This is a genomic window from Azotobacter armeniacus (assembly GCF_054779355.1).
This window is the reverse complement of sequence record NZ_BAAGYK010000018.1, coordinates 31,392-52,189: the sequence shown is the minus strand read 5'-3', so window position 1 is coordinate 52,189 and position 20,798 is coordinate 31,392. Positions and strand designations below refer to the sequence as shown.

Genomic DNA, 20,798 nt, shown 5'->3' with positions numbered 1-20,798 from the left:
CACGTTCGACTGATCTTGCTAGGCGCTGGCCCGATCGTCCTGGGCGCTGGCCTGGCCTGCGCGGCACCGTGGGTCGACTGTAGGCGGCGCACCGAGACCCTCCTTCTCATTGGACGAGCAGGCGCTGAGCGCCGCGGCAAGGCCGACCACGCCCACGAGGGATCCTTTTCATTCCTTGCCTCCCTGTAGGGGGCAACTGCGAGGGACACCGCGCTGACCGGCGTTAGCAAGCTTATTAACCAGGCCCTCAAACACCTTAGCTAAGCTGCATACTTGACGGCGGTTTCGTCGCCCCAATAGATCGCTCCTTCAGTGCGGGCACGCTCGGCAAGGCGGAGATAAATGTCCTGCAACCACGCCCGTACCGCCTTCGGATTCTGCTTCAGGGCGCGCTTGACAGGCCGTTGTGGCGTATAGCCCTCAGCTTTTGAGGTACTTGCCAAGCAAGCGATCCTGCACCTCTACGCCAAACTGCTGACGGATCAGCACCTTGAGGGGCGGACGGCTCCACAGCGCAAACGGCAGTTGCAACTGTCCTGGCAGCGAACCCACGATCTGCTCTTGCAGCCATACCTCTTGCGCCAACGCTCTTGCGCCATCGTCAGCTTGCGTCCGGTGTTCGGCATCATCAAATCGGTCATGGACTTTCATCACTTCCTACTGCGGGGCAAGGACAAGGTGAGCGGTGAATGGCGTCTAGTGTGCCTGGCCTGGAGCCTGAAACGCATGGCCGTTTTGCGCCACAAATCCGTCAAAGTGCATAAAGATGGATTAAACCCGCTCGAATTCAGGAAATTCGGAGCAAAATACCTGGAAATGCCTGAATAGTGAGCAAGTCGTTTCGCCTTCGCTATTGATTCCCTATTCATGAGTTCAAGTCCGACAGGCTACTAGCGATAATCCCCGGCCCGCCATCGCGCCAGCCAGGCCAGGCTGCCGAGGGTCGCGCCGGCCGGGCGGTATTCGGCGCCGAGCCAGCCCTGATAGCCGCTCGCCTGCAAGGCAGCCAGCGCCGCGGCGAAATCCACCTGGCCGCTGCCCGGCTCGCCCCGCCCCGGACAATCGGCGAACTGCACGTGGCCGATGCGGCCGGCCAGGCGCGCGATGCACTCGGGGATGTCCAGCCCCTGGCGGGCCATGTGGTAGAGGTCCAGTTGCGCCAGGCAATTAGGGTGACCCACGCTGCGCAGCAGCGCGTCCAGCTGTTCGGCGGTGTTGATCAAAAAGCCCGGCATGTCCAGCGGGTTGATCGCCTCGCAGACTACAGAAATCCCGAGCACCTCGAAGGCCTCGGCGGCCTTTGCCAAGTTGGCCTTCAGGGTCGCCAGCGCCTGCTCCCGCGTCACGCCCTCGGCCAAGCGGCCCGGCAGGATGTTGACGCAGTCCGGCCGAATCATCGCGGCATAGCTCAACGCCAGTTGCAGCGCGGCATCGAATTCAGCCTGCCGATGCGATACCGCCGCCAGTCCGGCCCCCCCCTGCAGGAGATCGGCAACCGGCAGGTTGATCAGCACCAGCGGCAACCCGGCCCGCTCCAGTTCCTCCTTCAGGCGAATGGCCGGAACCTCATAGGGAAACTGGATTTCCACGCCGTCAAAACCCGCCGCGGCGGCGGAAACGATGCGCCCGAGCAGCGGTTTTTCGCTGAACAGCAGAGAAAGGTTGGCGGCGATCTGCATGCTTCTTCTCCTTTGGTCGAAACTTGCAGTCTAGTGGCGTTACGCTTTTTTCACTTCGTTCTGGTTACTCTCAACCGGCCGCGCTGCGGTCTGCCATTCGCCACAGAGACGCCTCCATGCCATCCAATCTGCTTGACAGCCGGGCCCTGAAGGGCCAGAGAGGATTCCGCCGGATTCTCAATGCCACCAGCTATTCCCTCGCCGGCCTCAAGGCCGCCTTCGTTGGTGAGGCAGCCTTCCGCCAGCTGGTGATGCTGAACCTGCTGCTGATCCCCGTCGCTTGCCTGCTCGATGTGAGCCGGGTCGAACGTGCCCTGCTGATAGCCGCGGTGCTGCTGGCGCCGATCGTCGAGCTGCTCAACTCGGCCATCGAGGCCACCGTCGACCGCATCTCGCTGGAACTGCACCCCCTCTCCAAGCGGGCCAAGGACATGGGCAGCGCTGCCCAGCTGCTCGCGCTGGTGCTGATCGCCGCGGTCTGGGCAACGATCCTGCTGTAACTCCCCAGGAGCAGCCCCTAAGGCGGCACCTATGGTGCCGTTGGTGGATTAGCCGCATGGCGGCGTAATCCATCCTACGAAACTGCTGTAACTCCCCAGCGAGTAGCTCCCACCCTTTGACATGTCCATCCATGCACCCTCGAACGCCGCGACACAGCGCTCGCCCGCGAGCTACACGCTTCCTCTATAATCCGCCCGCCTTTTTTCCGCTATTGAACCGGAGAACCCCATGCTCAAGCGTACCCTGGCGCTCGCCGCCGGCTTTGCCCTGTCCCTGTCCAGCGTTTTTTCCCAGGCTGCCGACGTGCTCAACGTCTCGGCGATTCCCGATGAGGCTCCCACCGAGCTGCTGCGCAAGTTCAAGCCGCTCGGCGCCTATCTGGAACAAGAGCTGGGCATGCCGGTGAAGTTCGTGCCGGTGGCCGACTATGCCGCAGTGGTCGAGGCGCTGGCCGCCGACCGCGTGGACCTGGCCTGGCTGGGCGGCTTCACCTTCGTACAGACCCGCCTGAAGACCGGCAACGCCGTCCCGCTGGTGCAGCGCGAGCAGGACGAGAAGTTCACCAGCAAGTTCATCAGCGCCGATCCAGCGGTGAAATCCCTGCAGGATCTCAAGGGCAAGACCTTCGCCTTCGGCTCCGTGTCCTCCACCTCAGGCAGCCTGATGCCGCGCTACTTCATGCTCAAGGATGGGATCAAGCCGGAAGAGTTCTTCAGCCGTGTGGCCTACTCCGGCGCGCACGACGCCACCGTCGCCTGGGTGCAGTCCGGCAAGGTCGACGCCGGCGTGCTCAACGCCTCGGTGTGGGACAAGCTGGTCACGGCCGGCAAGGTCGATACCAACAAGGTCAAGGTGTTCGCCACCACCCCGACCTACTACGACTACAACTGGACGGTGCGCGGCACCCTCGACCCCGAGCTGACCGCGAAGATCAAGCAGGCCTTCCTCGCCCTCGACCCGGCCAAGCCGGAGCACAAGGAGATCCTCGACCTGCAGGCGGCCAGCCGCTTTATCGAGACCAAGCCGGAAAACTACGAGGGCATTGAGGAAGCGGCGCGCGCCGCAGGCCTGCTGAAGTGACGCTGAACCTGTCCGGCGTGGGTCTGACCCACGCCAACGGCCAGGTTGCGCTGAGCGATATCGAACTGAAAGTCGCCCCCGGCGAACGGGTAGCGATCATCGGGCCGTCCGGCGCTGGCAAGACCAGCCTGCTGCGCCTGCTCGCCACTGCCCTGAAACCCGCCGCCGGCCGGATCGAGGTGCTCGGCACAGATCCCTGGCGCCTCTCCGCTGCGGCCCGGCAGAGGCTGCGCGCACGCATCGGCCTGATCCATCAGGCGCCGCCCCTGCCGCCGCGCCAGCGGGTGGTCACGGCGGTACTGGCCGGCCGGCTCGGCCAGTGGCCCCTGGGCAGGAGCCTGCTCAACCTGCTGCATCCGCTGGATACCGCCGGTGCGAGCGCAGCCCTGGCGCGTCTGGACCTTGCCGAGAAGCTGTTCGAGCACTGCGACCAACTCTCCGGCGGCCAGCTGCAGCGGGTCGGCATCGCCCGCGTGCTCTACCAGGAGCCGGAACTGATCCTCGCCGACGAGCCGGTTTCGGCCATGGACCCGGTGCTCGCTGGACATACCCTGGCCGTACTGAACGAGGAGGCCGGGCGCCGCGGCATCGCCCTGCTCGCCAGCCTGCATGCGGTGGACCTGGCGCTGGCGCATTTCCCGCGCATCCTGGGGGTGCGCGAAGGACGGCTGGTCTTCGATCGTCCGGCCGAGGCGCTCACCCAGGCCGAGTTGGACGCGCTCTACGCCAACGAACAGCTGCAGGCCCCGTATTTCCCGCCGGCCACCCCGCACAACGTGCAGACTCCCCGATGCTGACCCGCGCCGCTCCCCGCGACCCCGCCGCCCTGCCGCGCCTGTTGCTCACCCTGCTGGCGCTAGCCCTGCTGTGGCCGGGGCTGTCGCTCAGCGAGCTGGACCTGGGCGTGCTGTTCCATGGCGACAGCGCCGCCACCATGGGCAGTTTCGTCGCCGCCTTCTGGCCGCCGGAGCACGGCCGCGAGTTTCTCGATCTGCTCGGCCGGGCGACCCTGGAAACCCTGGCCATCGCCACCGCCGGCATGAGCCTGGCGCTGCTCATCGCCCTGCCCGCCGCGCTGCTCGCCAGCCGCGCCCTGTCGCTCTCAGCCGTGCACCGCGGCGGCCGTCCGGCCTGGTGGGGCGCCCTGCTGCGCTGGCCGGTGCGCGGCCTCCTGATCGTCCTGCGCAGCGTGCCGGAGATCGTTTGGGCGCTGCTCTTCGTGCGCGCTGTGGGGCTCGGTCCGAGCGCCGGGGTGCTGGCCATCGCTATCACCTATGCCGGCATGCTCGGCAAGGTCTACGCGGAGATCTTCGAGTCGGTCGATCCGCGTCCGACGCGCGCCCTGCTCGGTAGCGGCACTCCGCGGCTGGCCGCCTTCCTCTACGGCATCCTGCCCAACGCCGCAGCGGAGATGCTCTCCTACACCGTCTACCGCTGGGAATGCGCGATCCGCGCCTCGGTGGTGATGGGTTTCGTCGGCGCCGGCGGGCTGGGACAGCAGATCGACCTGTCGATGCGCATGTTCGCCGGCGGCGAGGTGGCCAGCATGCTGCTGACCTTCCTCCTGCTGGTGCTGCTGGCCGATCAACTGAGCCGTCTGCTGCGCGGGAGGCTGACATGAGGCGCCAGGGCAACGCCCTCCTCCTGCTGGGACTGCTGGCAGCCGTCGCGGCCTCCTTCGGCTACCTGGAGATAGACCTTGGCGCGCTGTTCGGAGCGAACAGTCTGCAGCAGATGGGCGACTACGCCGGCGGCTTCCTGCACCCAGACCTGTCCCCGGCGCACCTGCTGGCCATCGGCCGCGGCGCCCTGGAGACACTGGCCATGTCGGCCATCGGCACCCTGCTCGCCGCCCTCCTCGGCCTGCTGCTGGCGCTGCTCGCCAGCGGACGCTGCGGGATGCTGGCGACCAGCGCCGCCCGTCTGCTGCTCAATGCCCTGCGGGCGATTCCGGAACTGGTCTGGGCCGCGCTGATGGTGCTGGCTGCCGGCCTCGGCCCGAATGCCGGCACCCTGGCGCTAGCCCTGCATACCGCCGGGGTGCTCGGCCGGCTGTTCGCCGAAGCGCTGGAAAACACCCCCGGCGAACCTGCCGAAGCCGTGCGCCTGGCCGGCGGCGGGCGGATCACGGCGTTCTGCTACGGTACTCTGCCGGGTGTCTGGCCGCAGCTCCTGGCCTACACGCTGTACCGCTGGGAGAACAACATCCGCATGGCCAGCGTGCTGGGTTTCGTCGGCGCCGGCGGGCTGGGGCAGATGCTCTACCTGAGCCTCAGCCTGTTCCAGGAGGCCCAGGCCTCCACGGTGATCCTCGCCATGCTTCTGCTAGTGCTGGGGGTCGACGCGCTGAGCGGCTGGGGCCGCCAGCGCTGGGTACAGGGATAGCCTGGCGGCTCAATGCCGCTCCGGCTCCCCGCTGCGCTCCTGCACCAGCACCCAGGGCGCCACCACCACCGCCCAGAGCGGCGGGTCTCGGGCGAGCAGGTCTTCGGCGCGGGTCTCTTCCAGCTTCGCCAGCTGGCCGCTGGTCAGCCAGGCAGCCACGCTGGCCTGATCGTCCTCGGCGACGGCCAGCGCCACCGCCACCAGATCCACCTCGCCAGCCACCCAGAGCAAAGCGCCACGGGCGAAGAAGGGTTGCAGTTCCTCCCAGCTGATTCGAGCCGTTTCGCCGAGCAGCTTGGCGTAGAAGGGGTTGGTCGTGTCTGTCATGGAAAATTCACCGGGCGGAAGGGGCGCCATCATAGCGGCGCGGTCGGGCCAGGCAAGCCCGGGCCGGTAAGGTTCCCAAGCGGCAAAGCGTCACCTTACACTGTGCCGCAACGCTTGGCAGAAGGGACCGGTCCAGAGCGGTCCACCGCAACGACAGAATAACGAGGAGCAGTATGCACAAGGCCACCCGACATCTTTCCCGGCTGTTCGCCGCCCTGACGCTGGCGGGAGCCGCAGTCCATGCAACCGCCGCCGAGCCGGTCCGCATCGCCCTGGCCGGACCGGTCACCGGCCCCGTGGCGCAGTACGGCGACATGCAGTTCATCGGTGCGAAGCTGGCCATCGAGCGGATCAACCAGGCCGGCGGGGTGAACGGCCAGCCCCTCGAGGGCGTGGTCTACGACGATGCCTGCGATCCCAAGCAGGCCGTCGCGGTGGCCAACAAGATCGTCAACGACAGCATCGCCTTCGTCGTCGGCCACCTCTGCTCCAGTTCGACCCAGCCCGCCGCGGACATCTACGAGGACGAGGGCGTGCTGATGATCACCCCCGCCGCGACCAGCCCGCAGATCACCGCCCAGGGTTATCAGCTGATCTTCCGCACCATCGGCCTGGACAGCCTGCAGGGGCCGACCGCCGGCAACTTCATCGCCGAGCGGATCGGACCTAAGCGCGTCGCGGTGCTGCACGACAAGCAGCAGTACGGCGAAGGCATCGCCAGCGCGGTCAGGAAGACCCTGCAGGACAAGGGCGTCGAGGTGGCGCTGTTCGAGGGCATCAACGCCGGCGACAAGGACTTCTCGTCGATGATCGCCAAGCTCAAGCAGGCCGGCGTCGATTTCGTCTACTTCGGCGGCTACCACCCGGAACTCGGCCTACTGCTGCGTCAGTCCGCGGAAAAGGGCCTGAAGGTGCGCTTCATGGGGCCGGAAGGGGTCGGCAACAAGGAGCTTTCCGCCATCGCCGGAGCGGCCTCCGAGGGGCTGCTGCTCACCCTGCCGCGCGCCTTCGACCGGGACCCGCGGAACCAGGCGCTGGTCGAGGCCTTCAAGGCCAAGAACCAGGATCCCAGCGGCCCCTTCGTATTCCCCGCCTACGCCGCCGTGCAGCTGATCGCCCAGGGCATCGCCAAGGCCGGCAGCAGCGATCCCGAGGCGGTAGCCCAAGCCCTGCACGGCAACACCTTCGACACGGTGACCGGCAGCCTGGCCTTCGACGCCAAGGGCGATCTGAAGGACTTCGGCTTCGAGGTCTACGAGTGGCATCAGGATGCAACCAAAACGCTGGTCGAGTAGCTCGAGCCCACCCCGTCTGCAAAGGCGGCACCTGCGGTGCCATTGGTGGGTTACGGCCTGCGGCCTAACCCACCCTACGATTCCCAAGGCCGCGAAAATCGACGAGTGAATGTGTCTGCGCCCGGCGTGGGCTTCGAGGAACCAGGCAATGCCCGAGCTCTACCACTACCTGCAACAGCTGGTGAACGGCCTGACGGTCGGCAGCACCTATGCGCTGATCGCCATCGGCTACACCATGGTCTATGGCATCATCGGGATGATCAACTTCGCCCACGGCGAGGTATACATGATCGCCTCCTACGTGGCCTTCATCGCCATTGCCGGACTATCCATGCTCGGTCTGGATAGCCTGCCGCTGCTGATGGTCGCCGCCTTCGCCGCGAGCATCGTGGTCGCCAGCGCCTACGGCTACAGCATCGAGCGCATCGCCTATCGCCCGCTACGCGGCAGCGGCCGACTGATTCCGTTGATCTCGGCGATCGGCATGTCGATCTTCTTGCAGAACGAGGTCCTGCTGGCCCAGAACTCTCGCGACAAGGCGATCCCCAGCCTGCTGCCGGGCAACTTCGTCATCGGCGAGAGCGCCATGCATGGTGTAGTGATCTCCTGGATGCAGATCCTCATCTTCGTCGTCACCCTGCTGGTCATGCTCGGCCTCAGCCTGTTCATCTCCCGCTCACGCCTCGGCCGCGCCTGCCGCGCCTGCGCCGAGGATCTGAAGATGGCCAGCCTGCTCGGCATCGACACCCACCGGATCATCGCCCTGACCTTCATCATCGGCGCCGCCCTGGCCGCGGTGGCGGCGGTGCTGCTGGGCCTGCAGTACGGGGTGATCAACCCGCAGATGGGCTTTCTTGCCGGAATCAAGGCCTTTACCGCCGCGGTGCTCGGCGGCATCGGCAGCATTCCCGGCGCCATGCTCGGCGGCCTGCTGCTGGGCGTCGCCGAGGCGTTCGGCGCCGACCTGTTCGGCGATCCGTACAAGGACGTGGTGGCCTTCAGCCTGCTGGTACTGGTGCTGCTGTTCCGGCCGACCGGCATCCTCGGCCATCCAGAGGTGGAAAAGGTATGAAAACCGCCGTCTTCAGCGCCTTGCTGGTGCTCGCCGTAGCTTGGCCGGTGCTCGGCCTGAAGCTCACCACCGTGGGCATCAAGCTGGAAGTACACAACGCCAGCCCGACGGTGCTCTGGAGCATCGCCGCCGCGGCTATCGGCATGTTCTGCTGGCAGCTCTGGCGCGACCGCCTCGCCGCCCTCTGGGCCGGAGCGCCGTCGCTGCCCGGCGTGCCGGGCCGCGTGAAAAACTTCCTCACCCTGCCCTCGACCCAGCGCTGGGGCCTGCTCGCCCTGCTGGTGCTGGCCCTGGCCTGGCCGTTCTTCGCCTCGCGCGGCGCGGTGGACCTGGCCACCCTGATCCTCATCTACGCGATGCTCGGCCTCGGCCTGAACATCGTGGTCGGCCTGGCCGGCCTGCTCGATCTCGGCTACGTCGGCTTCTACGCGGTCGGAGCCTACAGCTACGCCCTGCTCTCCCACTATTTCGGCCTGGGCTTCTGGACCTGCCTGCCGATCGCCGGGGCGATGGCCGCGCTGTTCGGCTTCCTGCTCGGCTTTCCGGTGCTGCGCCTGCGCGGCGACTACCTGGCCATCGTCACCCTGGGCTTCGGCGAAATCATCCGCATCCTTTTGCGCAACCTCACAGAGATCACCGGCGGCCCCAACGGCATCGGTGGCATCGACAAGCCGACCCTCTTCGGCCTGACCTTCGAGCGCCGCGCCCCCGAAGGCCTGCAGACCTTCCACGGCTTCTTCGGCCTGCCCTACGAGTCGGCGAACAAGGTGATCTTCCTCTACCTGATTGCCCTCATGCTGGTGCTGCTCACCCTGTTCGTCATCAACCGCCTGCTGCGCATGCCCATCGGCCGCGCCTGGGAAGCCCTGCGCGAGGACGAGATCGCCTGCCGCGCCCTGGGCCTCAACCCCACCGTCATCAAGCTCTCCGCCTTCACCCTGGGTGCCTGCTTCGCCGGTTTCGCCGGCAGCTTCTTCGCCGCCCGCCAGGGGCTGGTGACGCCCGAATCCTTCACCTTCATCGAGTCGGCGGTGATCCTCGCCATCGTCGTGCTGGGCGGCATGGGCTCGCAGCTGGGGGTGATCCTCGCCGCGGTGGTGATGATCCTGCTCCCCGAGCTGATGCGCGAGTTCAGCGAGTACCGCATGCTGCTGTTCGGCGCCCTGCTGGTGCTGATGATGATCTGGCGGCCCCAGGGCCTGCTGCCCATGCAGCGCCCGCACCTGGAGCTCAAGCCATGAGCGCGCTGCTGCGCCCGCTGCTGGAAGTGCGCGATCTGGCCATGCGCTTCGGCGGCCTGCTGGCGGTCGACGGCGTGGGCCTGAGCCTCGGCGAGCGGCAGGTCGTTTCGATGATCGGCCCAAACGGCGCCGGCAAGACCACGGTGTTCAACTGCCTGACCGGCTTCTACAGGCCCAGCGCCGGAAAGATCCTCCTTGACGGCGAGCCGATCCACGGCCTGCCGGGCCACCGGATCGCCCGCAAAGGCGTGGTGCGGACCTTCCAGAACGTCCGCCTGTTCAGGGAGATGACCGCGCTGGAGAATCTGCTGGTGGCCCAGCACCGCCACCTGAACACCAACTTCTTCGCCGGACTGCTGAAGACCCCGGCCTTCCGCCGCAGCGAACGCCAGGCCCTGGAGCTCGCCCACGACTGGCTGGAGCGGGTCGGGCTGGCGGACTGCGCCAACCGCCTCGCCGGCATCCTCGCCTACGGCCAGCAGCGCCGCCTGGAAATCGCCCGCTGCATGATGACCCGCCCGCGCCTGCTGATGCTCGACGAGCCGGCGGCCGGCCTCAACCCGCGGGAAACCGAAGACCTCAAGGCGCTGATCGGCCTCTTGCGCGACGAGCACGGTCTCGGCGTGCTGCTGATCGAGCACGACATGCCGCTGGTGATGGGCATTTCCGACCGGATCGTGGCGATCAACCAGGGCCGCCCGCTGGCCGAGGGCACGCCGGCACAGATCCGCTGCCATCCCGAGGTGATCAAGGCCTATCTGGGAGAAGCCTGATGCTGACTTTCGACAACGTCTCCACCTGCTACGGCAAGATCCAGGCGCTCCACGGAGTGAGCCTGGAGGTCCGCGAGGGCGAAATCGTCACCCTGATCGGCGCCAACGGCGCCGGCAAGTCGACCCTCCTGATGACCCTCTGCGGCACGCCGCGGGCCAGTGCCGGGAGCATCCGCTACCGCGGCGAGGAGTTGGTCGGCCAGGACACCAGCGCGATCATGCGCAAGGGCATCGCCGTGGTCCCCGAGGGCCGGCGCATCTTCGCCCGTCTGACGGTGGAGGAAAACCTCGCCATGGGCGGCTTCTTCACCGCCCAGGACACCTTCGAGGAACAGCTCGAGCGGGTACTGGAACTCTTCCCGCGGCTGAAGGAGCGCTATGCCCAGCGCGGCGGCACCCTGTCCGGCGGCGAGCAGCAGATGCTCGCCATCGGCCGCGCGCTGATGGGCCGGCCACGCCTGCTGCTGCTCGACGAACCCTCCCTGGGCCTGGCGCCGCTGGTCATCCAGCAGATCTTCGCGATTATCGAGCAGTTGCGCGCGGAAGGTGTGACGGTCTTTCTGGTCGAGCAGAACGCCAACCAGGCGCTGAAGCTGGCCGACCGCGGCTACGTGCTGGAGAACGGGCGGATCGTCATGCAGGGCAGCGGCGAGCAGTTGCTCGGCGACGCGCGGGTGTGCGAGGCCTATCTGGGCGGCTGAGCCGCGGCGACCAGCGGGACGGTATTACCGCCCGGGGAGGTGGCTGAGATCGATCGGGTCCCCCGGATGCAGCCCCAGCTTGTTGCGTATGTCCTGGAACACGGCGTCGTATTCATTATGCTCGCGCAGGATCGGACCAAAGCGCGGATGCAGGCCGTTGCGCACAGCGATCCGGGTAAGCTCGTTCATGAAGTCGAAGGCCATGTCGCGGGGCAGCTCGCATTCCTCCGCAAAGGACTTGCCGTCGATCTCGCCCTCCATGCGCATGTGCAGCACCCGGCCCTTCCCGGGCTCTTCACGCACCTCGTAATACACGTCGTAGATGAATGTCTGCCGGTTGGACTCATCCGGCAGCTGCTCGCGATGCAGGTGACCCGGTTTGAACATGGGAGCCTCCTCGCAGGGTGGAAAACCGAACACTGAAGCCCCGTGCCAAGGATCGGCAGGACCTCGCCTGCGCTCAGTGTAGACAGCGCACGGCTACAGGCCCCCGCCGGCTCGTCGCCAGGCTTGTGATTGGCAGGGCCTCTGGTTAACGTGGGCGCCCCTTCCAGGAGACCGCCAATGCGCCTTGTCCGTACCCTCTTGTATTGCCTTCTGCCGTTGCTTACAGGTTGCCAACTGTTCGCCGGAGAAAACCGCGCTCCCAAGGTCGAACAGGTCCGTCTGCAGGGCGAGTTGAGCGTGCGCGACGGCGATCTGCTGCTGCGCCCGTGCGACGAGCAGCGCCGCTTCGTCCTGGTCGACGCTGGCGACCTCGGCCTGGCCGAGGAGGTCCGCGGGCTGCAGGGTGGCGGTAGCGATCCACTGTTCGCCGACCTGCGCGGTATCCTCGGCGCCAGCGATAAACCAGCCGTCGACGGACGCTTCGAACTAAATCGGCTCTATCGCCTGGAACTTGGCGGGCGCGGCTGCCAAGATCCCGATTTCCGCCGGGTGATCCTCCGCGCGACGGGCAACGAGCCGTTCTGGAGCGTCAGTGTCGGCACCCGTGGGCTCTTGCTGCAGCGTCCCGATCAGCCGCCCCTGGCCCTGCCCTATCTGGAGGAGCGACTGCCCGGCGGCGCACTGAACCTGACCAGCGAAGCCGATGGACGGAGCCTGCAGCTCTGGGTGGCGCCACAGCGCTGCGTCGACTCCATGAGCGGCGCGGTTCATCACCTGAGCGCCGAACTGCGCCTTCATGGCGAAGTGCAGCGCGGCTGTGCCTATTTCGGCGGCGGCCGCGAAGACTGAGCCGCTACCAAGGCCTGCCGCGGGTCCGCTCGGTCAGCGGCAGCTTCTTCTGCATCGCCGCCTTGGCCAGCATGTGTGCGCTGACCGGCGCGGTGATGAAGAGGAACAGAGTGATCAGCAGCTCGTGCAGGCTCAGCCCTTCCGAACGGCTGCCGAAGAAGATCATCGAGGCAATCACCATGCCACCCACCCCCAGGGTGGTGGCCTTGGTCGGGCCGTGCAAGCGGGTGAAGAAGTCCGGCAGGCGATACAGGCCGATGGCGCCGATCAGCGCGAACAGGCTGCCGATGACCAGGAAGAGGGAAATCAAGGCTTCGATCCAGAATGGCATGGGCAACCTCTCAATCAATGATATCGCCGTGCAGCAGATACTTGCCCACCGCTACGGTACCGACGAAGCCCATCACTGCGATCAGCAGCGCCGCCTCGAAGAACAGGTCCGAGCCGAGCCAGATGCCGAACAGCACGAGCAGGGCCAGGGCGTTGATGTACAAGGTGTCCAGCGCCAGCACCCGGTCCGGCAGGCTGGGTCCCTCTAACAGGCGCAGCAGGTTGAGGACCACCGCCACACCGATGATGACCAGGCAGAAGGGGATCACGTAGGCGAGCATTGGAATATCTCCAGCAGGGGCGCTTCATAGCGACTCTTCACCTCGGCGACAAGGGCCTCAGTGTCCGACGCGTCCAGGGCGTGCAGCAGCAGCGTCCGGCGGTCAGGGCTGAGGGCGGCGGAAACGGTGCCGGGCGTCAGGGAAATGATGCTGGTCAGCACCGAGAGGAGGAATTGGTCCTCAATGGCCATGGGCACTTCAACGAAGGCCGGATGCAGGCTCTCCTTCGGCCCCAGCACCAGCTTCGCCACAAGCAGGTTGGCGACCAGGATGTCGGCGAACACCTTGAGGACGAAAAGGCCCAGCTTGAGCGGCTGGCGCACCCGTGGCACCTGGATCAGGAAGTCACGGCAGAGCAGCGGGATCGCCCAGCCGAGAAAGGCGCCCAGCAGCAGATGGCCGAGGTTCAGGGTGTTCACCAGCATCAGCCAGATGAATGTCAGCAACAGGCTCAGGGCCGGATGCGGCAACCAGCGCAGCGCCTTCATGCGGCACCTCCCATGCCGATCTGCAAATAGGGCGAAAGATCCAGCAACTGCCGCGCCGTGGCCTGCACGTAAGCCTGCACCGGCGCGGCCGCCAAGACCAGCAGCAGGCCGCCGAGCAGCAGGCCGGCGCAGGCCAGGGTGCGCAGGCGGTCGGCATCGGCATCGGCCACCGGCGCCCCCGAGGTGCGCCAGAACAGGGTGCTGCCGGAACGGCTGAGGGCTATCATCAGGCCCAGCCCGCCGATCAGGATCACCGGCCATATCAGCAACGCCGGATAACCGGTCGGCACCGCACGCAGCAGCATCAGCTTGCCGAGGAAGCCTGAGAGCGGCGGTAGACCGGCCACCGAGATCGCTGCGAAGAAGAACAGCCCACCCAGCAGCAGCGGCTGACGCAGGGTCGGCCCATGCTGCAGTTCGCAGCCCAGCTCGCCGCGCTGGCGGGCGATCAGATCGGCGAGGAGAAACAGCCCACCGGCGATCAGGGTGCTGTGTAGCAGGTAGTAGAGTGCCGCGGCAAAACCTTCGGCACTGCCCAGCGCGATGCCGGCCAGCAGGGTGCCGACCGAGACCACCACCAGATAGGCCAGCTGTATCTGCAGGTTGCGCGCCGCCAAGGCGCCGAACACTCCGGCGGCGAGGGTCATGGCGGCTATCGGCCAGAGCCAGGGCTGCGCCAGATTGGCCAGCGCACCGGCTTCGGTGCCGAAGATCAGGGTGAATATCCGCAGGATGGCATACAAGCCGACCTTGGTCATGATCGCGAACAGCGCCGCCACCGGTGCGCTGGCCGCGGCATAGGCGCGCGGTAGCCAGAAATACAGCGGCAGGACGGCTGCCTTGAGACCGAACACCACCAGCAGCAGATAGCCGGCAGTCGCCAGCAGCGGCGCCTGCTCCGGGTCGGCGGCAGCCACCTGGCGGGCCAGGTCGGCCATATTCAGGGTGCCGGTCAGGCCGTAGAGGGTGCCCACACCGATCAAGAAGAACGACGAGCCGAGCAGGTTGAGCAGCACGTAGTGCATCCCTGAGCGCACCCGTGCCGGACCGTTGCCGTGCAGCAGCAGCGCGTAGGAGGCGATCAGCAGGATCTCGAAGAATACGAACAGATTGAACAGGTCGGCGGTGAGAAAGGCGCCGTTGATGCCTAGCAGCTGGAACTGGAACAGGGCATGGAAGTTCGGCCCGCGCTCGTCGTCGCCGCGCACTGCGTAGAGCACCGCACAACCGGCCAGCAGCGCCGTGACCAGCAGCATCAGCGCGCTCAGCCGGTCGAGCATGAGAATGATGCCGAACGGTGGTCGCCAGTCGCCCAGCGCATAGACGCGCAACTGGTCGTCGCTGGCCAGGACGAGCAGCCACAGGGCCAGCGGCAGCAGTGCCCAGGTGGCGACCAGGGAGAACAGCCGCTTGCGCGCCAAGTCCAGGCTGTGACCGAAGAGCAGCAGGCTACCGGCGAACAGCGGCAGGAGGATCGGCAGGATCAGCGCATGATTCATTGGCCAGGCTCCTCCCCGTCGACGTGATCGCTGCGCAGCTCGCCCAAGCCACGCAGCGCCAACACCACCACGAAGGCGGTCATGGCGAAGCCGATGACAATGGCGGTGAGCACCAGCGCCTGCGGCAGGGGGTCGATGTACTCGGCGCTCCTGCCGAGCACCGGAGCCATGCCGGTGCCAAGCCGGCCCATGGCGAAAAGAAACAGGTTCACCGCATAGGAAATCAGGGTCAGCCCCAGCACCACCGGAAAGATCCGCGCCCGCAGTAGCAGGTACACGCCGCTGGCGGTCAGCACACCGAGGGCGATGGCAAACAGTGCCTCCATATCAGAGTACCTCCTTGCTCGACTCGTCCTGACTGACGTGGCCGATGTTGGAAAGAATCAGCAGGGTCGCACCGACCACCACCAGATAAACCCCCAGATCGAACAGCATCGCCGTGGCCAGTTCGAACTCGCCGACCAGGGGCAGCGAGAAATGGCCGAACGCCGTGGTCAGATAGGGGCGACCGAAGAGCCAGCTGCCGAGTCCGGTGAGCCCGGCGATCAGCACCCCGGCGCCGGCCACGGCGTGATAGCTGAGTGGCAGGCGGGCCTGGGTCCAGGTCACACCGTGGGAGATGTACTGCAGGATCAGCGCCACCGCGGTGATGAGGCCGGCGATGAAGCCGCCGCCCGGCAGGTTGTGGCCGCGCAGGAAGATGAATGCCGAGACCAGCAGCGCCATGGGCAGCAGCGCGCGCGACAGGTTGTCGAGGATTATCGGGTGGCTGTCGGTGGACCAGGGCCGGCCATTGTGGTCGAGCGCCGGATGGGGCAGGTGCAGGCCGTGCAGCAGCGCGTAGATGCCCACCGCGGCGATCGCCAGCACGCTGATCTCGCCCAGGGTATCGAAGCCGCGGAAGTCCACCAGGATCACGTTGACCACGTTGCTGCCGCCACCGCCGGACAAGCTGTTCTCCAGGAAGAAGGTGGCGATGCTCTCATACGGACGGGTCATCACCCCGTAGGCCAGCAGCCCCACCAGTACGCCGCTGGCGCCGGCCAGCAGCAGATCGCGGACCAGGCGCAGGCTGCCGGTCTCGGCCGGGCTGCGGTCGGGCAGGAAGAAGAGGATCAGCAGCAGCAGGACGATGGTCACCACCTCCACCGACAGCTGGGTCAACGCCAGGTCGGGTGCCGAGTAGCGGGCGAAGGCCAGGGCCACCATCAGGCCGCTGACGCCGACGATTATCAGGGCGACCAGGCTGCTGCGATGGAAGACCGCGGTGAGCAGCGCCGAGGCGGCGAGGATCAGCATCCCCAGCACGGTGATGCCGTCCAGCGGGGTCAGCGGCAACGGACCGCGCAGATTGGCCAGCGGTGCCAGGGCAGAGATCGCCAACAGCAGGGTACTACCCAGCATTAGCATCAGATAGCGCTGCAGCGAGCCGTTTTCCAGCTGTGCGGTAAGATCGCTGGAGAAATCCACCAGAACGGCGATTCCCCGGCGGAAGATCACCTGCGAATCCAGCTCCGGCAGCCCCTCGTACCAGCGGAACAGCGATTGCCGATAGACGTAGACCAGAACGCCGCCGAGCATGGCCATCGCACTCATCGCCAGGGGCATGTTGAAGCCGTGCCAGATCGCCAGACTGTAGGTCGGCAGCTCTCCGCCGAGGCTGGCCGAGGCCGCGGCGGCCAATAACGGCGCCACGGTCCAGCCCGGCAGGATGCCCACCAGCAGGCAGAGAAACACCAGCACCTCGACCGGAATTTTCATGTAGCGCGGAGGCTCATGGGGTGTGGTCTTGGGCAGGTCGATGGGCTCGCCGTTGAAGAACACGTCGTGGATAAAACGCAGCGAATAGGCCACCGAAAACACCGCGGCAAGAGTGGCGACCACCGGCAGCAGCCAGTGGAAGCTGCCCAGCAGGTTCTGCACAAGGGTTTCGCTGAAGAACATTTCCTTGCTCAGGAATCCGTTGAGCAGGGGTACGCCGGCCATGGCCGCACTGGCCACCATGGCCAGCGCGGCGGTGTGCGGCATGTATTTCCACATGCCGTTGACGCGCCGCATGTCGCGGCTGCCGGTCTCGTGGTCGATAATCCCCGCGGCCATGAACAGCGAGGCCTTGAAGATGGCGTGGTTGATGATGTGAAACACTGCCGCCACGGTCGCCAGGTCCGAACCGAGACCGAACAGCAGGGTGATCAGCCCCAAATGGCTGATGGTCGAATAGGCCAGCAGGCCCTTGAGGTCATGCTGGAACAGGGCCATTACCGCGCCCAGCAGAAGGGTCGCCAGGCCGCTCAGACTGACCAGGTAGAACCACCAGTCGCTGCCGGAGAGGGCCGGATACAGGCGGGCCAGGAGGAATACCCCGGCCTTGACCATAGTCGCCGAATGCAGATAGGCCGATACTGGAGTCGGCGCCGCCATCGCCTGGGGCAGCCAGAAATGGAAGGGGAACTGGGCCGACTTGGTGAACACGCCGAGCAGTACCAGAATCAGCGCCAGCGGATAGAGGTCGTGGGCGCGGATCGTGTCGCCAGCGGCGAGCACCTCGCTCAACTCGAAGCTGCCAGTGATGTGGCCGACCAGCAGCACCCCGGCGAGCAGCGCCAGACCGCCCCCGCCGGTCACAGTCAGGGCCATGCGCGCACCGCGGCGGGCATCCGAGCGATGGTGCCAGAAGCTGATCAGGAGGAACGAGGAGAGGCTGGTCAGCTCCCAGAACATCAGCATCAGCAGCAGGTTTTCCGACAGTACCAGGCCCAGCATGGCGCCCATGAACAGCAGCAGGAAGGCGAAGAAGCGCCCCATTGGCTCGTGCTTGGCCAAATAATAGCGGGCATAGAGGATGACCAGGATGCCGATGCCGAGGATCAGCAGGGCGAAGAGAAAACCGAGGCCGTCCAGGCGCAGGCTGAGGTTCAAACCCAGCCCGGGCAACCAGGCGAAGCCGGTCTTGAGGATCTCCCCCGCGAACACATCCGGTCCTTGGGAGAACAGCAGGATCAACCCCAGTAGCGGCGGCAGTGCAGCCGCCCCTGCACACAGCGAACGCCCGTGGCGACCTGCCAGCAAAGGCAGACAGGCCCCGAGAAATGGCAAAGCAATAATCAACGCAAGCGTCATCGGCAAACCCCTTTCATGCTCCCGGCTTGCAACCGGACCCTTGGCGCCATGGGCTCCTGCATGGCGGAACCAAGTTCCAGCCATGAGCAGATCTTCCCAATATCCAGACCTAAACGAAACCGATCGCACCGATTATCCATATCTATCGGTGAAACAACATGGATTGAATTATTTTGTAAAAGGTGGTTTGACGTGCCCGCTCTGGGCATGAGTCAAGCCCAGCCGCCGGCAGGCAAGGCACAGGAGAGGGCAGCCAGGGCAATCCCATGACGCTGAACAGGCTGATGGCCATGGGCGAATAGTATTATGCCGAAGCTCCCGCGAGCGAATTCATTCGCAATTTTGCCCACTCAATCGCGAATGAATTCGCCGGCACTCTTGATGCGATTGTCCTGGGGCAGCGAGAAACCGGCGCACCGTCAGGCATGCAACGAGAGGAGCCCGCCCCGGTTACCCGGTAAGGGCAATGTCAGTGGGCGACGCGGCTGGTACCGTTGACGGTCAGGATGCGCACCCGCTCGCCGACCCTGAAGACCTGGTTCGGCTGCACTTCCTGCACATAGGCACGCATGCTGCCGTCGTCCTCGCGCACGGTGATCTCCACACCCTGGGTGCGGGTGATGCCCTCCTCCGCCGCGGCACCGAGCATGCCGCCGGCCACTGCGCCGATCACCGCCGCCACGGCACTGCCACGGCCCTCGCCCACGCCGCTGCCGGCCACGCCGCCGACGATGGTGCCGGCGCCGGCGCCGATCGGCGTCTTGGTGCCCTCGATGCGCACTGGGCGCAGCGACACAATACTGCCCATGCGCACGGTCTGGACGGTACGCGCCTCCCCTCTCGAATAGGCCTCACCAGTCAGGCTGGAGGCACAGCCGCCCAACGCCAGCGTCACGGCAGTGAAAGAGGCGATCAACAGAACGGGCTTGTGCATTGCATTTACTCCGGATGAGTCATGTTAATTATTTAACTCCCCCCTCCCCCTGTTGTCACGGCGCTTTCATGCCGACAACCCAGCGATGACCGCCAGATGTCCAGCCAGCATGGCCCTCACTTTCCGCCGGTGGCCGGATCGGCTAGGGTGGCGGCGGAGGATCATCATGGACTACTTCATCATCTTCATCACCACCGCGACCGGGCTGTATTTCCACTGGTGGCTGTATGTGCGCGTCAAGTGCTGGATGGACCGCGACCTGGCCCTGTCCCTCGCAGGGCAGGACGCAGCCAGGCGCACCTATATGCTGGAGCGCCTCGCCGAGGCCAGGACCAAGGGAATCAGGCGCCGCGATCTGGCGCAGTGGTTGGAACGGGCGGCGGCGGAATATCTCGCGCCTTGAGTGTGCGGGTCTACCCGCAAGAGGCAACGAGAGGCTCGAGCGAAATGCCGCAGGCCCGGGGCGACCTAAGGAGCCAGGCGCTCGCGAACCCAGTCCCCCTTTTCCAGGCGGTAGTTGAGCCGGTCGTGCAGACGACTGGCACGTCCCTGCCAGAACTCGATGCGTTCGGGCAGCAGGCGATAGCCGCCCCAATGACCGGGACAATGCGGCGCCTGATCGAGGAAGCGTTTTTCGGTCAGCGCCAGCAGCTCTTCCAGCTCGGCACGGTCGCGAATCACCTGGCTCTGTGGCGAAGCCCAGGCACCCAGGCGGCTGCCCAGCGGACGCACCTGGAAATAGGCGTCGGACTCCTGCGGCGTCACCCGCTCCACCTGTCCCTCGATGCGCACCTGACGCTCCAGGGTGGGCCAGAAGAAGGTCATGGCGGCGAACGGCCGTGCCCTCATCTGCTGCCCCTTGGCGCTGTCGTAGTTGCTGAAGAAGGTGAAGCCACGCTCATCCAGTCCCTTCAGCAACAGGACCCGGCAATGCGGGCGCCCGCTGCTGTCCACGGTGGCCAGACTCATGGCATTGGGCTCGACCGGCAGTTGCTCGGTTCTCATCGCCTCGGCGAACCACTGGTGGAACAGGGAAAAGGGTTCGAGCGGGGCATTCGCCTCGCAAAGGCCGGCACGGGTGTAGTCGCGGCGCATGTCGGCCAGAGTCTGGGGCATGGCAGGTTCCTTTGATGGATTGAGCTCGACCAAAGTTTAACCAGACCACCATCACTTCGCTTGATCTGAGGCAACCACCCGCGCCCCTGGCGCACCGTACTGGGCCAGCACGGCGGACAGACTGCCGCGGGCGGTCAGAAATATCTCCACGCGGCGATTAAGGGAACGCCCGTCCTTGCTGGCATTGCTGGAACGCGGAACATCGGCGCCCATTCCCTTGTACATCAATCGGTCATGGTGGAGGCCGCTCAGGCGAAAGATCGACGCCATCGACTGCGCCCGCTCCTGGCTCAGCGTGCGGGTCAGCGCGGCCGAGCCACTGCTGTCACCATGCCCCAGCAGCAGCACGGCCACCTCGCGGTCCTTTGCCACCAGCTTGGCTACCCGGCTGAGCGGTCCCAGGGTCGCCACCAGCAGCATGCTCGGCCGATCCGGGTTGAAGGAGCTGTCCACCGGAGCAGTCACGACCAGCAGATCGCCGCGGCGCTCCACCTCGAACTGGCTGCCCTTGACGGCCTCGCGCACGCTCGCCTCGTGATCCGCAGTCCAGGCCCGGCTCGCCTTGGACTCGACCGCCGGCGAACCAGAGGCGACGGAACGCCCCGGCTTGCCGGAAGAGCTGCAGGCAGCGATGGCCAGGCAGAGGATCAGGGTGCTGCTTTTAATGAAGAGTTTCATCGACAGGTCCCGTCGTTGAGAAAATGCTATGGGATGATGAGGCATGACGGCGGCAAGCCTCA

26 protein-coding genes and 1 pseudogene are annotated in these 20,798 nt (G+C 66.0%); 13 read left to right on the top strand and 14 right to left on the bottom strand.

Annotated features, from left to right (window positions below; all coding sequences use genetic code 11):
* Positions 1-260: 260 nt before the first annotated feature.
* Together ACYVD0_RS04405 and ACYVD0_RS04400 are read right to left on the bottom strand one after the other, a co-directional pair.
* Positions 261-443 (bottom strand): winged helix-turn-helix domain-containing protein, encoded by a 183-nt coding sequence (locus tag ACYVD0_RS04405; protein WP_460425675.1) that lies wholly within the window; start codon positions 441-443, stop codon positions 261-263.
* Positions 421-651, bottom strand: coding sequence for a helix-turn-helix domain-containing protein (locus tag ACYVD0_RS04400; RefSeq protein ID WP_460425705.1), 231 nt, complete (start codon positions 649-651; stop codon positions 421-423). The genes ACYVD0_RS04405 and ACYVD0_RS04400 overlap by 23 nt, the downstream gene beginning before the upstream one ends.
* Between ACYVD0_RS04400 and ACYVD0_RS04395 the strand changes: the two are divergent.
* Positions 610-741: pseudogene (locus ACYVD0_RS04395) on the top strand (transposase); the annotation flags it as partial. The gene ACYVD0_RS04400 and the pseudogene ACYVD0_RS04395 sit on opposite strands and share 42 nt — an antisense overlap.
* 149 nt (positions 742-890) lie before the next feature.
* On the opposite strand, the gene ACYVD0_RS04390 reads toward ACYVD0_RS04395, so the two are convergent.
* Positions 891-1,679: a hydroxypyruvate isomerase family protein gene (locus ACYVD0_RS04390; RefSeq protein WP_460425674.1), complete on the bottom strand. Its 789-nt coding sequence runs from the start codon at positions 1,677-1,679 to the stop codon at positions 891-893.
* Between the two features lie 116 nt (positions 1,680-1,795).
* On the opposite strand from ACYVD0_RS04390, the gene ACYVD0_RS04385 reads away from it, so the two are divergent.
* The 5 genes from ACYVD0_RS04385 to phnE all read left to right on the top strand — a co-directional run bounded on the left by ACYVD0_RS04385 (position 1,796) and on the right by phnE (position 5,645).
* The gene (locus ACYVD0_RS04385; protein ID WP_460425673.1) at positions 1,796-2,179 is read left to right on the top strand and encodes a diacylglycerol kinase; all 384 of its coding nucleotides are present in this window, start codon (positions 1,796-1,798) and stop codon (positions 2,177-2,179) included.
* A gap of 229 nt (positions 2,180-2,408) precedes the next feature.
* Complete coding sequence (locus ACYVD0_RS04380) at positions 2,409-3,260, top strand: phosphonate/selenate family ABC transporter substrate-binding protein (protein WP_460425672.1); 852 nt, start codon at positions 2,409-2,411, stop codon at positions 3,258-3,260.
* Positions 3,257-4,057, top strand: a complete 801-nt coding sequence (locus ACYVD0_RS04375) for a phosphonate ABC transporter ATP-binding protein (protein ID WP_460425671.1) — start codon at positions 3,257-3,259, stop codon at positions 4,055-4,057. The genes ACYVD0_RS04380 and ACYVD0_RS04375 overlap by 4 nt, the downstream gene beginning before the upstream one ends.
* Positions 4,051-4,881, top strand: a complete 831-nt coding sequence (locus ACYVD0_RS04370; RefSeq protein ID WP_460425670.1) for a PhnE/PtxC family ABC transporter permease — start codon at positions 4,051-4,053, stop codon at positions 4,879-4,881. The genes ACYVD0_RS04375 and ACYVD0_RS04370 overlap by 7 nt, the downstream gene beginning before the upstream one ends.
* Entirely contained in the window at positions 4,878-5,645 is a 768-nt protein-coding gene (gene phnE / locus ACYVD0_RS04365; protein ID WP_460425669.1) for a PhnE/PtxC family ABC transporter permease, read from the top strand. The genes ACYVD0_RS04370 and phnE overlap by 4 nt, the downstream gene beginning before the upstream one ends.
* 9 nt (positions 5,646-5,654) lie before the next feature.
* Here phnE and ACYVD0_RS04360 read toward each other — a convergent pair whose 3' ends face one another.
* On the bottom strand, positions 5,655-5,972 hold the full coding sequence (locus tag ACYVD0_RS04360) for a DUF2288 domain-containing protein (RefSeq protein ID WP_460425668.1): 318 nt from the start codon (positions 5,970-5,972) through the stop codon (positions 5,655-5,657).
* A gap of 173 nt (positions 5,973-6,145) precedes the next feature.
* On the opposite strand from ACYVD0_RS04360, the gene ACYVD0_RS04355 reads away from it, so the two are divergent.
* The 5 genes from ACYVD0_RS04355 (at position 6,146) to ACYVD0_RS04335 (ending at position 11,054) form a co-directional block, all read left to right on the top strand.
* Positions 6,146-7,267: a branched-chain amino acid ABC transporter substrate-binding protein gene (locus ACYVD0_RS04355; RefSeq protein WP_460425667.1), complete on the top strand. Its 1,122-nt coding sequence runs from the start codon at positions 6,146-6,148 to the stop codon at positions 7,265-7,267.
* 148 nt (positions 7,268-7,415) lie between these two features.
* Positions 7,416-8,339, top strand: a complete 924-nt coding sequence (gene livH, locus ACYVD0_RS04350) for an ABC transporter permease (protein WP_460425666.1) — start codon at positions 7,416-7,418, stop codon at positions 8,337-8,339.
* On the top strand, positions 8,336-9,580 hold the full coding sequence (locus tag ACYVD0_RS04345) for a high-affinity branched-chain amino acid ABC transporter permease LivM (RefSeq protein ID WP_460425665.1): 1,245 nt from the start codon (positions 8,336-8,338) through the stop codon (positions 9,578-9,580). Before livH ends, ACYVD0_RS04345 begins: the two co-directional genes overlap by 4 nt.
* Positions 9,581-9,585: 5 nt before the next feature.
* A complete protein-coding gene (livG, locus tag ACYVD0_RS04340) occupies positions 9,586-10,353 on the top strand; it encodes a high-affinity branched-chain amino acid ABC transporter ATP-binding protein LivG (protein WP_460425702.1) in 768 nt (255 codons plus the stop codon).
* A complete protein-coding gene (locus ACYVD0_RS04335; RefSeq protein WP_460425664.1) occupies positions 10,353-11,054 on the top strand; it encodes an ABC transporter ATP-binding protein in 702 nt (233 codons plus the stop codon). Before livG ends, ACYVD0_RS04335 begins: the two co-directional genes overlap by 1 nt.
* A 24-nt stretch (positions 11,055-11,078) precedes the next feature.
* On the opposite strand, the gene ACYVD0_RS04330 is transcribed toward ACYVD0_RS04335, so the two are convergent.
* Positions 11,079-11,441 carry a DUF5064 family protein gene (locus ACYVD0_RS04330; RefSeq protein ID WP_460425663.1) on the bottom strand — a complete coding sequence of 121 codons (363 nt, stop codon included), beginning with the start codon at positions 11,439-11,441 and terminating at the stop codon, positions 11,079-11,081.
* Between the two features lie 177 nt (positions 11,442-11,618).
* On the opposite strand from ACYVD0_RS04330, the gene ACYVD0_RS04325 reads away from it, so the two are divergent.
* Positions 11,619-12,290 (top strand): COG3650 family protein, encoded by a 672-nt coding sequence (locus tag ACYVD0_RS04325; protein ID WP_460425662.1) that lies wholly within the window; start codon positions 11,619-11,621, stop codon positions 12,288-12,290.
* 4 nt (positions 12,291-12,294) lie between these two features.
* Here ACYVD0_RS04325 and ACYVD0_RS04320 read toward each other — a convergent pair whose 3' ends face one another.
* The 7 genes from ACYVD0_RS04320 to ACYVD0_RS04290 all read right to left on the bottom strand — a co-directional run bounded on the left by ACYVD0_RS04320 (position 12,295) and on the right by ACYVD0_RS04290 (position 18,942).
* On the bottom strand, positions 12,295-12,621 hold the full coding sequence (locus ACYVD0_RS04320; protein WP_460425661.1) for a cation:proton antiporter: 327 nt from the start codon (positions 12,619-12,621) through the stop codon (positions 12,295-12,297).
* A 10-nt stretch (positions 12,622-12,631) separates the two neighbouring features.
* On the bottom strand, positions 12,632-12,901 hold the full coding sequence (locus tag ACYVD0_RS04315) for a cation:proton antiporter subunit F (RefSeq protein ID WP_460425660.1): 270 nt from the start codon (positions 12,899-12,901) through the stop codon (positions 12,632-12,634).
* Complete coding sequence (locus ACYVD0_RS04310) at positions 12,886-13,389, bottom strand: Na+/H+ antiporter subunit E (protein ID WP_460425659.1); 504 nt, start codon at positions 13,387-13,389, stop codon at positions 12,886-12,888. The genes ACYVD0_RS04315 and ACYVD0_RS04310 overlap by 16 nt, the downstream gene beginning before the upstream one ends.
* Positions 13,386-14,888 carry a monovalent cation/H+ antiporter subunit D gene (locus ACYVD0_RS04305; RefSeq protein ID WP_460425658.1) on the bottom strand — a complete coding sequence of 501 codons (1,503 nt, stop codon included), beginning with the start codon at positions 14,886-14,888 and terminating at the stop codon, positions 13,386-13,388. Before ACYVD0_RS04305 ends, ACYVD0_RS04310 begins: the two co-directional genes overlap by 4 nt.
* Positions 14,885-15,214, bottom strand: coding sequence for a cation:proton antiporter subunit C (locus ACYVD0_RS04300; RefSeq protein WP_460425657.1), 330 nt, complete (start codon positions 15,212-15,214; stop codon positions 14,885-14,887). The genes ACYVD0_RS04305 and ACYVD0_RS04300 overlap by 4 nt, the downstream gene beginning before the upstream one ends.
* A gap of 1 nt (position 15,215) precedes the next feature.
* Positions 15,216-18,008, bottom strand: coding sequence for a monovalent cation/H+ antiporter subunit A (locus ACYVD0_RS04295; RefSeq protein WP_460425656.1), 2,793 nt, complete (start codon positions 18,006-18,008; stop codon positions 15,216-15,218).
* A 469-nt stretch (positions 18,009-18,477) separates the two neighbouring features.
* The gene (locus tag ACYVD0_RS04290) at positions 18,478-18,942 is read right to left on the bottom strand and encodes an outer membrane lipoprotein (protein ID WP_460425655.1); all 465 of its coding nucleotides are present in this window, start codon (positions 18,940-18,942) and stop codon (positions 18,478-18,480) included.
* 166 nt (positions 18,943-19,108) lie between these two features.
* On the opposite strand from ACYVD0_RS04290, the gene ACYVD0_RS04285 reads away from it, so the two are divergent.
* Entirely contained in the window at positions 19,109-19,345 is a 237-nt protein-coding gene (locus ACYVD0_RS04285) for a hypothetical protein (RefSeq protein ID WP_460425654.1), read from the top strand.
* A 65-nt stretch (positions 19,346-19,410) separates the two neighbouring features.
* Here the strand turns inward: ACYVD0_RS04285 and pdxH are convergent, their stop codons facing one another.
* Complete coding sequence (gene pdxH, locus ACYVD0_RS04280) at positions 19,411-20,058, bottom strand: pyridoxine/pyridoxamine 5'-phosphate oxidase (RefSeq protein ID WP_460425653.1); 648 nt, start codon at positions 20,056-20,058, stop codon at positions 19,411-19,413.
* A gap of 51 nt (positions 20,059-20,109) precedes the next feature.
* A complete protein-coding gene (locus ACYVD0_RS04275) occupies positions 20,110-20,736 on the bottom strand; it encodes an OmpA family protein (RefSeq protein WP_460425652.1) in 627 nt (208 codons plus the stop codon).
* Between the last annotated feature and the right edge of the window lie 62 nt (positions 20,737-20,798).

What these genes read in the sequence shown, in the direction of transcription:
- ACYVD0_RS04400 (WP_460425705.1), bottom strand. Translation starts at nt 651, where the DNA reads ATGAAAGTCCATGACCGATTTGATGATGCCGAACACCGGACGCAAGCT.
- ACYVD0_RS04390 (WP_460425674.1), bottom strand. Translation starts at nt 1,679, where the DNA reads ATGCAGATCGCCGCCAACCTTTCTCTGCTGTTCAGCGAAAAACCGCTG.
- ACYVD0_RS04385 (WP_460425673.1), top strand. Translation starts at nt 1,796, where the DNA reads ATGCCATCCAATCTGCTTGACAGCCGGGCCCTGAAGGGCCAGAGAGGA.
- ACYVD0_RS04380 (WP_460425672.1), top strand. Translation starts at nt 2,409, where the DNA reads ATGCTCAAGCGTACCCTGGCGCTCGCCGCCGGCTTTGCCCTGTCCCTG.
- ACYVD0_RS04370 (WP_460425670.1), top strand. Translation starts at nt 4,051, where the DNA reads ATGCTGACCCGCGCCGCTCCCCGCGACCCCGCCGCCCTGCCGCGCCTG.
- phnE (WP_460425669.1), top strand. Translation starts at nt 4,878, where the DNA reads ATGAGGCGCCAGGGCAACGCCCTCCTCCTGCTGGGACTGCTGGCAGCC.
- ACYVD0_RS04360 (WP_460425668.1), bottom strand. Translation starts at nt 5,972, where the DNA reads ATGACAGACACGACCAACCCCTTCTACGCCAAGCTGCTCGGCGAAACG.
- ACYVD0_RS04355 (WP_460425667.1), top strand. Translation starts at nt 6,146, where the DNA reads ATGCACAAGGCCACCCGACATCTTTCCCGGCTGTTCGCCGCCCTGACG.
- livH (WP_460425666.1), top strand. Translation starts at nt 7,416, where the DNA reads ATGCCCGAGCTCTACCACTACCTGCAACAGCTGGTGAACGGCCTGACG.
- ACYVD0_RS04345 (WP_460425665.1), top strand. Translation starts at nt 8,336, where the DNA reads ATGAAAACCGCCGTCTTCAGCGCCTTGCTGGTGCTCGCCGTAGCTTGG.
- ACYVD0_RS04335 (WP_460425664.1), top strand. Translation starts at nt 10,353, where the DNA reads ATGCTGACTTTCGACAACGTCTCCACCTGCTACGGCAAGATCCAGGCG.
- ACYVD0_RS04330 (WP_460425663.1), bottom strand. Translation starts at nt 11,441, where the DNA reads ATGTTCAAACCGGGTCACCTGCATCGCGAGCAGCTGCCGGATGAGTCC.
- ACYVD0_RS04325 (WP_460425662.1), top strand. Translation starts at nt 11,619, where the DNA reads ATGCGCCTTGTCCGTACCCTCTTGTATTGCCTTCTGCCGTTGCTTACA.
- ACYVD0_RS04320 (WP_460425661.1), bottom strand. Translation starts at nt 12,621, where the DNA reads ATGCCATTCTGGATCGAAGCCTTGATTTCCCTCTTCCTGGTCATCGGC.
- ACYVD0_RS04315 (WP_460425660.1), bottom strand. Translation starts at nt 12,901, where the DNA reads ATGCTCGCCTACGTGATCCCCTTCTGCCTGGTCATCATCGGTGTGGCG.
- ACYVD0_RS04310 (WP_460425659.1), bottom strand. Translation starts at nt 13,389, where the DNA reads ATGAAGGCGCTGCGCTGGTTGCCGCATCCGGCCCTGAGCCTGTTGCTG.
- ACYVD0_RS04305 (WP_460425658.1), bottom strand. Translation starts at nt 14,888, where the DNA reads ATGAATCATGCGCTGATCCTGCCGATCCTCCTGCCGCTGTTCGCCGGT.
- ACYVD0_RS04300 (WP_460425657.1), bottom strand. Translation starts at nt 15,214, where the DNA reads ATGGAGGCACTGTTTGCCATCGCCCTCGGTGTGCTGACCGCCAGCGGC.
- ACYVD0_RS04295 (WP_460425656.1), bottom strand. Translation starts at nt 18,008, where the DNA reads ATGACGCTTGCGTTGATTATTGCTTTGCCATTTCTCGGGGCCTGTCTG.
- ACYVD0_RS04290 (WP_460425655.1), bottom strand. Translation starts at nt 18,942, where the DNA reads ATGCACAAGCCCGTTCTGTTGATCGCCTCTTTCACTGCCGTGACGCTG.
- ACYVD0_RS04285 (WP_460425654.1), top strand. Translation starts at nt 19,109, where the DNA reads ATGGACTACTTCATCATCTTCATCACCACCGCGACCGGGCTGTATTTC.
- pdxH (WP_460425653.1), bottom strand. Translation starts at nt 20,058, where the DNA reads ATGCCCCAGACTCTGGCCGACATGCGCCGCGACTACACCCGTGCCGGC.
- ACYVD0_RS04275 (WP_460425652.1), bottom strand. Translation starts at nt 20,736, where the DNA reads ATGAAACTCTTCATTAAAAGCAGCACCCTGATCCTCTGCCTGGCCATC.